Raw genomic sequence first — 8,673 nt, forward strand, 5'->3', positions numbered from 1 at the left:
TCGAGCGCCATCAGGTGCTCCTCCGTCTGGGCCTGCGGGACGTCCTCGGTCGCGCTCACGACCAGCACGGCCCCGTCCATGATCGAGGCGCCCGAGAGCATCGTCGCCATCAGCGTCTCGTGACCGGGCGCGTCGACGAACGAGACCGTCCGGATCGGCTCGCTCTCGGAGCCGTCCGGACACTCCTCGTCGACGGTGTAACACTCGGGCGCGTCGACGCCGGGACAGCGCCGGAACGTCGCGTCCGCGTACCCCAGCCGGATCGAGATGCCGCGTTTCATTTCCTCGCTGTGCTGGTCGGTCCACGAGCCGGACAACGCCTGCACGAGCGTCGTCTTCCCGTGGTCGACGTGACCGACGAGACCGATGTTCACCTCCGGTTGTGTGTTGGCTTCAGTCACTGTTGGACCTCCTAACGGAGTAGTCTTACCCGAATTTCGCCCCGTGCGAGTGATAAAGTTGCTGTTATAGTGGCGACAGCGTCGTCAGGTGGTGCGTCCGAGAGCGACGACGCGATGCGGATACCCGAGCGCGACGGCGACGATCACTTATAAATGACGTGCGATGCGGTGGCGCGTGCCGACGAGCGGCCTGTGGCCGCGAAGTCGCACGCGCGAGGGAGGTCGGCGGCCCGGCGCGGCTCCGCCCGCGCCGGGCCGTCCGCCGAGGCTGGGGAGGCGTGAGGTGCGGTCGCTGTGCTGGGATGGGACTCAAAGGGGCAGTCGTGATTCCCGCGAGCAGCGCGAGCGGGAAGACGAGAGACGGAGTCTCTCGGAAGGACGACGCTCGACGACGCAAGCACCGCAGGAACGAGCGGAGCGAGTGACGAGGAGCGCAGCGAGTCGCGCGAGTCCTCGCGACTGGGGCTTTGCAGGCGTTCACCGCGGAGTCGGCGATTACGTCTAGCCGAGCGGCTGGGGATTTGCAGGCGTTCACCGTGCCGTCATCAACAACGACTTCGAGACGAGCCACCGATCGCGAGCGAGCAACGTTCGACGCCGATTTACGCCTCACGACCGTACCTGAGTATATAATGGGATACGCGTGCCCCGTCTGTGAGATCCCCCAGCGCGACGGCGAGCACCTCGCACACCACCTCGCGTTCACGGCGATGCTCCACGGCGACGACCACGAGGCGTGGCTCGACGAGCGCGTCCCCGACTGGAGCGACCGCGACCCCGCGGGGCTCGCCGCCGCGGTGACGCCCCACGCCGACGACGCCGAGTACCGCGAGGTGTTCGAGGACACGGTCGACCGCGGGCGACCGAACGTCGACCTCGAGGACCACGACCACGCGGGCCACGGACACGGGCACGAGGGGCACGCCCACGGGCACCGGACCGGTCGCGGCGCCCCCGGCGCGACCGGCGCTGTCGACGAGTCCGGCGCGACCAACCCGGAGACGGAGGCCGCGCTGCGCGAGGCCCGCGAACTGACCCGGGAGATGTTCGAGGAGGACGATACCGGCGATTCGGAAGGCAGCGACGACAGCGACGCCGACGCCGACTCCGACCCGACCGCGTAGCGGAACGCCCTTTTCAGTCGACGCCGAACGCCGGGTATGCACACCAGAGGGACGTTCGCCCCCGAGACCCGCGCCGACGCGCTCGAAGCCTACGAGGAGGTCGGCCCCGTCGCGCAGGTGGTCGTCCGCGAGGCGACGAAGGCAATGAGGTTCGACGCCGACGAGTACGACGAGCGGGTCACGCCGGAGGTGGTCCGGACGGCCCGCGACGCCACCTTCGCCGAGCTGCTCGCGGTTCACGTCGGCGACGAGAGCGAGTTCGACGCGTGGCTCGCCGACAGCGAGTTCGACGACGAGGACGTCGTCCGGATCGGGTCCGACAACGTCGACAACCTCGTCTGGCACCCGATCCCCTTCGCGGACACCGTGGTCGCGGCGACGTTCCAGGACGAGCCCGACGCGGCCGCCAGCACGCTCCGCCGGAACGCGTTCGGCCGCGTGTACCGCGAGGAGTTCTACGAGTCCGGTCGGTAACGCTCTCGGCGTCGCGGCTCGGCGTCGGAGCGGAGTGGGATGAAAAAACGAGACGGGGAGCGGCGCGTACGCGAGCGCTTCGATGTTCCCGGAAATCGGAGATTTCCGGGCGCACGAAAAACTGTCGTAGACAGTTCTTCGATGTCTCCGGCGCCAGTCGGAGGCCAGAGAAGCTGTCTACGACAGCTTCTTGATGTTCTCAACGACGGCGTCGGCGAACTCGCTCGTGGCGAGCTTCTCGCCGCCCTCGATCTGGCGGTGGAGGTCGTAGGTGACCTTCCCGGAGGAGATCGTCTCCTCGACGGCGTCGCGCACGAGGTCGGCGGCGTCGGACCAGCCGAGGTAGTCGAGCATCTCGCGGCCGGAGAGGATCATCGCGGTGGGGTTCACCTTGTCCTCGCCGGCGTACTTGGGCGCGGAGCCGTGGACGGGCTCGGCGAGGCAGCGACCGTGGCCGCGATTGATGCCGGGCGCGATGCCGAGGCCGCCGATCTGCGCGCCGGCGGCGTCGGACATGTAGTCGCCGTTGAGGTTCATCGTCGCGACGACGGAGTAGTCGCCGGTGCGGGTCAACAGCTGCTGGAGCATGTTGTCCGCGATGCGGTCCTTGACGACGAGGGTGCCCTCGGGCCGCTCGCCGTCGTGCTCCTCCCAGAGCTGGTCCTCGGTGATGACGTCGTCGCCGTACTCCTCCTCGGCGACCTCGTAGCCCCAGTCGCGGAACGCGCCCTCGGTGAACTTCATGATGTTCCCCTTGTGGACGAGCGTCACCGAGTCGCGGTCGTTCGCGAGCGCGTAGTCGACCGCCTCGCGGATGAGGCGCTTCGAGCCGAACTCGGAGATGGGCTTGACGCCGATGCCGACCGGCCCGTCGTGGATGACGTCGTCGACCTCCATGTCCTCCTCGAGGAAGTCGCGTACCTCCTCGACCTCGTCGGTGCCGGCCTCCCACTCGATGCCGGCGTAGACGTCTTCCGTGTTCTCACGGAAGGTGACCATGTCCATCTCCTCCGGGCTCTTGACGGGCGAGGGGACGCCCTCGATGTAGTAGGTGGGGCGGACGTTCGCGTACAGGTCGAGCGTCTTGCGGAGCGCGACGTTCAGCGAGCGGAAGCCGGCGCCGACGGGAGTCGTGAGCGGCCCCTTGATCGCGACGCGGTGGTCGCGGATGGCCGAGACGGTGTCCTCGGGGAGGTTCTCGTCGTACATCTCGCGGGCGCTGGCACCCGCGTAGACGCGCATCCACGCGATGGAGCGGCCTGTGGCCTCCGCGGCCGCGTCGAGCACCTGCTGTGCCGCCGGCCCGACGTCGGTGCCGATCCCGTCGCCGTAGATGATCGGGATGATGGGGTTCGACGGGACGTTCAGCTCGCCGGTCTCCTCGTCGGCGAGCGTGATCGCCTCGCCGTCGTCGGGGACGTCGACCTTGTCGTAGCTCATGAACGTTCGTGGATTCTGGCGGTGGCTTAAAGTGCCTGCCGCTTTCGGCGTGAGCGCCGCGTTCGCAGGGCTTGCCGGTTCTAGCGCCGTCTCGTCCGCGGCTCAGACCGGCTCGACCTCCACCTCGAACAGCGACCGCCAGCGGTATCGCCGGCCGCCCCAGACGAACGTCCGCCTCGCGAGCGCGTACGCGAGAAAAACTGGCGAGGCGATCACCGACGGGGCGGCGAGCAGGAACGTCGCCCGCCGGATCCCGAACGCCCGGTACGTCGCGGCCGACAGCGCCGTGACGAGCGTCGCCCCCGCGACCGGCGCGAGCAGACACAGCGCCGCGAGGCACACCGAGAGAACGACGTTGAACGCGGTCGCCAGCGGCGCGTGGTGGCGAGTGATCTGGAAGAACCGGACGAAGCGCTCCAGCGACGCCCGCAGCGACCCGCCCGCGGCGACGGTTCGGGTCCGGTCGGCGGCGGTCACGTCGAGGTGTTCCGAGAGCGTTCCGTCGTCGCTGACGGTGCGGCGGAGGTCGGCGAGGAAGGCGGCCTCGTCGAGGTCGTCGCGCTCGAAGACGACCGCGCCGCCCCACGCGAGCCCGCCCCGAGAGACGGCGAGCGTCCCCCCGATGACGTACGCCGGCTCGAACAGCCGTCCGAGCGGGTCCCGGCCGACGAACACGGGGACCTCCGTGGTCGGCCCCCGGCGCTCGTAGTCCGTGTTGAGCTCCGCGAGCCACGTCGGCGGGTGGTGGAAGTCGTCGTCGGTCCAGACGATCCGGTCGTGGCTGGCCGCCTCGGTCCCGGCGGCGATCGCGTTCGCCTTCCCGGAGCAGCCCTCGGGTTCGCCCGCGAGGACGACGCTGACCCCGTCCGGGAGCTCGGCGGCCTTCCCGCCGGCGCTCCCACTCCGACGCGCGGCCACCGGATCGTCCTCGGTGTCGCAGACCACCAACAGCTCGTCATCCTCGCCGAGCTGGGAGGCGACCTCCTCGCAGGCGTCGGTCCAGCGGACCGTCGGGAGGAGAACGGACGTCGGCGGATGGCTCCGTCTCGAGTCGGTCACGTCGACCGATTCGAGCGGCGGACGCATAAGTGTCGAGTCGCCAGCCGGCTCACCCGGACCGACACTCCCGGGTTCCGAGCTCGCTGACCCGGGTCTCGCCGTCCTCGGTCACGTCGATCTCGACCGACGAGACGGTCACCGACTCGACCTCGTCGTCCGCGAATCCCGCCGCGCGGTCACAGAGGTGCGCGAGGAGCGCGTCGACGCGAGACGGGTCCCCGTCGGCCGCCAGCAGGGTGAGGGCCTTCCGCCATCGGGCGGTGGGGTACGCCCGCGCGTCCGACGGGGGGCGGTCGGTCGCGACGGGGTCGCCGTACAGCGCGTCGGTCCGGTCGCCGTCCGCGGTCGTCGCCGTCGCGAGTACGAGCGTCTCGGTCGACGACGGGTTCGGCGCGAACATGTTCCAGTCGCTCTCGGTCGGAGCCGCCGCCGCGGCGGGCTCAGGCGGGTCCACGACGCCGAGCGCCGCGGCGTTCCACGCGAGCAGCGAAACTAGGAGGATCGCGGCGACTGCGGCGACGACGCGCCCGCGGGTCCCCCGGTCGGGCGAGCCCCCGTTTCGCGCGTGGTCGTCGAGGCGCGCCGCCGCGAACCGTCGGAGGCGGTCGCCCGCCGGCCCGGTGACCCCCTCGACGCGGTCCCAGACGAACGGCGGGAAGAACGGGAGCAGGGCGGTCGCGGAGACGAGGGGGAAGACGCCGATCTGGAGCGTGAGCGCCATGGAGAGGTGCGCGGCGAGCAGCGTCGCGGCGAGCGCCGCCCGGAGCCGTCCGGCGGCCGCGACGAGCAGCGGCGACGCCACGAGCAGCGCGAGCCAGCCGTACGTGGCGGCCGCGAGCAGCGCCGGCGCCTCGGGAACGGCGTCCCCGAGCGGACCGTGGAGGTGCGTGAGCCGGAACACCTGACCGACCGCCTCGCCGCCGGTCCACGCCGTGCCGCGGAGCTTCTCGACCGCGTTCGAGACGTACACCGCGACGGCGACCGCCAGCAGGAGCGCCGAGACCGGACCGACGAACCGGCCTCGTCCTCCCTCGCGGGGCGCCCCTTCGGCCCCCGCGGACCGCGCCCGGCGGCGCGCGGCGTCTACCGACCAGCGCGCGCCGAGCGGACAGAACAGCCCCGCGCCGAGCAGCTGCCAGAGGAGCGTGTCGCCCGCGTTGAGCACGTACGGGTTCCGCGCCTGCAGTGACGCGAGCAGGACCAGCGACGCGGCCGTCGCGAGTCGCGTCCGGTGGCCGACCGCGAGCGCGACGGCGGCGACCGCGGCGGCGAGGAACAGGGGCGCGACGGCCCACGCCTCGCCGGAGAGCGCGTGCAGCGAGAGGCGCGCGGCGACGGGGTACCCCTCGGCGAGGACCGACCGCGGGAGCGCTCCCGCGTCGGTGTAAAACGCTCCCAGGTTCCGCGCCCGCAGCGCGAGGTCGAGGAGGAGGACGACGCCGAGCGCGACTCGAAACGCCGCGAGCGCGCGCAGGTCAACCCCGAGTCGGGTGCGAAGCGCGGCGCGGAGACGACGGCGGAACGGGGGCCGGCCGTTCGACTTCCCGCCGGCGCGGGACGCCGGGTCGTCGGGGGCGTCGGTCGCGGGTCCGCGGCGTTCGTCCACGGTGGTGGCGAGTCCCCGAGCGGCGGGGATAGGTCTTGCGGCGGCGGAGCGGTCACCACGTCGACTCGGGTCCCCTCCCGCCGCTTCCCGGACGCTTATCCGGGCGCCGCGGCACGTTCGCGTATGTCACAGCGAGCCTCTCGAACGCGCGTCGTCGTCCACGGCGGCGCCGGCGGCGTCCCCGACGAGCCCGAACCCAGACAGGCCGTCCTCGACGAGGCGGCCGCCCGCGGCGTCGACGCCGGCGACCCCCTCGACGCGGTCGAGGCGGCGCTCGCGGTCCTCGAATCGAGCCCACGGTTCAACGCGGGCGTCGGGGGCGCGGTCCAGTCCGACGGGGTCGTCCGGACCGACGCGGGCGTGATGACGTCGGACCGGGCGGTCGGCGCCGCGTGCTCGATGCCGGGCGTCGAGCGCGCCGCGAGCGTCGCCCGCGTCGTCCACTCCGAGACGCCGCACGTGCTCGTGTCCGGTGACCACGCCGTCGCGCTCGCCGACGACTTCGGGGTCGAGACGGGCGTCGACCTGCTCACCGCCGAGACACGAGCGCGGTACGAGCGCGAGGACCCGCCGCGGGGCGGCCCCCGCGAACACCTCGACTGGCTCGCGACTCGGTTCGGGTCGGGCGACGATCGGGCCGGCGGGGACGCCGAGAGCGAAGAGAGCGACGAGGGCGCTGGCCGCGCCCCGGACCACGACACGGTCGGCGCGGTGGCGACCGACGGCGAGGCGTTCGCGGCGGCGACCTCCACGGGCGGCCGGTCGTTCGCGCTCGCGGGGCGGGTCGGCGACGTGCCGCAGGTCGGCTCCGGCTTCTTCTGCACCGAGGCGGGGGGCGCGAGCGCGACGGGAGCCGGCGAAGACATCGCGCGCGTCACCCTCTCGCGGCGGGCCGTGGACGCCCTCGACGCGGGGCTCGACGCGCAGGCCGCGGCCGACCGGGCGATGGCGGAGTTCGAGTCGGTCACCGGGTCCGGCGCCGGAGTCATCGTCCTCGACGACGACGGGGCCGGCAGCGCGTTCAACACGGAGGGGATGCAGACGAGCGTCGCTCGGGAGTGACCGACGAGCCGGCCACCTATTTATCCGACCGGGACCACGGGCCGTCCATGACCGCGTCACGCGCGCCGGCGGAGCCCGAGGTCCGGGAGTTCGAGGCGACGGTGGAGTCGGTCGACGGCCGCGAGGTCGTCCTCGACGAGACGTTCTTTTACGCCGAATCCGGCGGCCAGCCGGCCGACCGGGGGACGATCGGCGGCGTCCTCGTCGACGACGTGACCGACCGCGACGGGGAGGTGGTCCACGTGCTCGGCGAGGAGCCGTCCGGGTCGCTCTCGGTCGGCGAGACGGTTTCGGCGATCGTCGACGACGCGTTTCGGACGTACTGCACCCGGGCACACACCGCCTCGCACGTCCTCTACGGCGCCGCGCGGCGGACCTGCGAGAGGCTCGGCTACGCCGGCTTCGACATCTCCGCGGAGAAGGTCCGCGTCGACCTGACGACCGCGGAACCCCTAGACGACGGCGACCTCGTCGAGCTGGAGCGGCTCGCCAACCGGGCGGTGTGGGACTCGCTGCCCGTCTCCTGGGAGACGCATCCGGAGGCCGAGGCCCGCGCGCTCGACGGGATCGCGTTCAACACGAAGACCGAGGAGGGCGCGATGAGCGGGGGCGAATCGGTCCGCGTCGTGACGGTCGGCGGGGCCGGCGGGAGCGGCGAGTCGGACCGAGACGACGCGAACCGCAAGCGCGACGCGGCGCGATCGGGAGACGGCGACGGCGCGCCGACCTGGGACGTCGCCGCCTGCGGCGGCACCCACGTCCGGAACACGAGCGAAATCGGACCGATCTCGGTGCTGGATCGGTCGAACCCCGGCGAGGGGGTGACCCGCGTCGAGTTCGCGGTCGGGCCGACCGCGATCGACCACGGCGCGGCCGTCCACGCGGCCGCGCTCGACGCCGCGACGAGCCTCGACGCGCGGATCGCCGACCTCCCGGACGCGGTCGACCGCCTCAAGGGCGAGGTCGACCGGTTAGAGGGAGAGCTCCGAGACGCCCGCGCCGACCTGCTGACCGCCCGTATCGGCGAGTTTCCGCTCGCGGAGGTCGACGGCTGGACGTGGGCTATCGGCACCGTCGACGGCGCCGACCCGAACGACCTGCGGGAGCCGGCGGAGGCCCTCCTCGCAGGCGGGGACGCGACGGGAGACGCCCCCGACGCGGTCGCAGCGGTCGGCGCGGGCGGCGCGCCGTTCGTCGTCGTGGCGGTCGCGGACGAGGCCGCCGGCGCGAACGGTGAGGCCCCCGACGCCGGGGCGGTCGTCGACGCGGCCACCGACGAGTTCGGCGGCGGCGGCGGCGGCGGGCCGACGTTCGCGCAGGGCGGCGGGCTCGACGCCGACCCCGAGGCCACCGCGGCGTGGCTCCGCGAGCGATGACCGGAAAGCTCGGCCCCGACGCGCTCGCGACGGCGCTCGCGGCGACCGGCGCGGCCGATTCGGCGGTGACGCAAGGGCCCGCTTACGGCGAGGACGCGGCCGCGATCGACCTCGGCGGCGCGGCCGGGACC

At 72.6% G+C, this 8,673-nt stretch carries 8 protein-coding genes and 1 pseudogene; 5 read left to right on the top strand and 4 right to left on the bottom strand.

Annotated elements, in window-relative coordinates:
* Nucleotides 1-401: GTP-binding protein (locus U4E84_RS15540; protein ID WP_322533031.1), on the bottom strand; the 401-nt coding region annotated here is incomplete at its 3' end.
* A 632-nt stretch (nucleotides 402-1,033) separates the two neighbouring features.
* Here U4E84_RS15540 and U4E84_RS15545 point away from each other — a divergent pair.
* Nucleotides 1,034-1,525, top strand: a complete 492-nt coding sequence (locus tag U4E84_RS15545) for a DUF5810 domain-containing protein (protein ID WP_322533032.1) — start codon at nucleotides 1,034-1,036, stop codon at nucleotides 1,523-1,525.
* 36 nt (nucleotides 1,526-1,561) lie between these two features.
* A complete protein-coding gene (locus tag U4E84_RS15550; protein ID WP_322533033.1) occupies nucleotides 1,562-1,999 on the top strand; it encodes a DUF5809 family protein in 438 nt (145 codons plus the stop codon).
* Nucleotides 2,000-2,176: 177 nt separating this feature from the next.
* Here the strand turns inward: U4E84_RS15550 and icd are convergent, their stop codons facing one another.
* The 3 genes from icd to U4E84_RS15565 form a co-directional block, all read right to left on the bottom strand.
* A complete protein-coding gene (icd, locus tag U4E84_RS15555; RefSeq protein WP_322533034.1) occupies nucleotides 2,177-3,439 on the bottom strand; it encodes an isocitrate dehydrogenase (NADP(+)) in 1,263 nt (420 codons plus the stop codon).
* Nucleotides 3,440-3,541: 102 nt separating this feature from the next.
* The gene (locus U4E84_RS15560; protein WP_322533035.1) at nucleotides 3,542-4,525 is read right to left on the bottom strand and encodes a glycosyltransferase; all 984 of its coding nucleotides are present in this window, start codon (nucleotides 4,523-4,525) and stop codon (nucleotides 3,542-3,544) included.
* 22 nt (nucleotides 4,526-4,547) lie between these two features.
* A complete protein-coding gene (locus tag U4E84_RS15565; RefSeq protein ID WP_322533036.1) occupies nucleotides 4,548-6,104 on the bottom strand; it encodes an HTTM domain-containing protein in 1,557 nt (518 codons plus the stop codon).
* 123 nt (nucleotides 6,105-6,227) lie between these two features.
* Between U4E84_RS15565 and U4E84_RS15570 the strand changes: the two genes are divergently transcribed.
* The 3 genes and pseudogenes from U4E84_RS15570 to U4E84_RS15580 all read left to right on the top strand — a co-directional run.
* Nucleotides 6,228-7,166, top strand: coding sequence for an isoaspartyl peptidase/L-asparaginase (locus tag U4E84_RS15570; RefSeq protein WP_322533037.1), 939 nt, complete (start codon nucleotides 6,228-6,230; stop codon nucleotides 7,164-7,166).
* A gap of 47 nt (nucleotides 7,167-7,213) precedes the next feature.
* The gene (locus U4E84_RS15575) at nucleotides 7,214-8,542 is read left to right on the top strand and encodes an alanine--tRNA ligase-related protein (protein ID WP_322533038.1); all 1,329 of its coding nucleotides are present in this window, start codon (nucleotides 7,214-7,216) and stop codon (nucleotides 8,540-8,542) included.
* Nucleotides 8,539-8,673, top strand: a pseudogene (locus tag U4E84_RS15580) (hydrogenase expression protein); the annotation flags it as partial. The gene U4E84_RS15575 and the pseudogene U4E84_RS15580, both read left to right, overlap by 4 nt.

The sequence above is a fragment of the Halorubrum sp. AD140 genome (assembly GCF_034497445.1).
In the GTDB taxonomy this organism is placed as follows: domain Archaea; phylum Halobacteriota; class Halobacteria; order Halobacteriales; family Haloferacaceae; genus Halorubrum.

Excerpts from the sequence above, each read along its gene's own strand:
- U4E84_RS15545 (WP_322533032.1), top strand. The coding sequence starts at position 1,034 with ATGGGATACGCGTGCCCCGTCTGTGAGATCCCCCAGCGCGACGGCGAG.
- U4E84_RS15550 (WP_322533033.1), top strand. The coding sequence starts at position 1,562 with ATGCACACCAGAGGGACGTTCGCCCCCGAGACCCGCGCCGACGCGCTC.
- icd (WP_322533034.1), bottom strand. The coding sequence starts at position 3,439 with ATGAGCTACGACAAGGTCGACGTCCCCGACGACGGCGAGGCGATCACG.
- U4E84_RS15560 (WP_322533035.1), bottom strand. The coding sequence starts at position 4,525 with ATGCGTCCGCCGCTCGAATCGGTCGACGTGACCGACTCGAGACGGAGC.
- U4E84_RS15570 (WP_322533037.1), top strand. The coding sequence starts at position 6,228 with ATGTCACAGCGAGCCTCTCGAACGCGCGTCGTCGTCCACGGCGGCGCC.
- U4E84_RS15575 (WP_322533038.1), top strand. The coding sequence starts at position 7,214 with ATGACCGCGTCACGCGCGCCGGCGGAGCCCGAGGTCCGGGAGTTCGAG.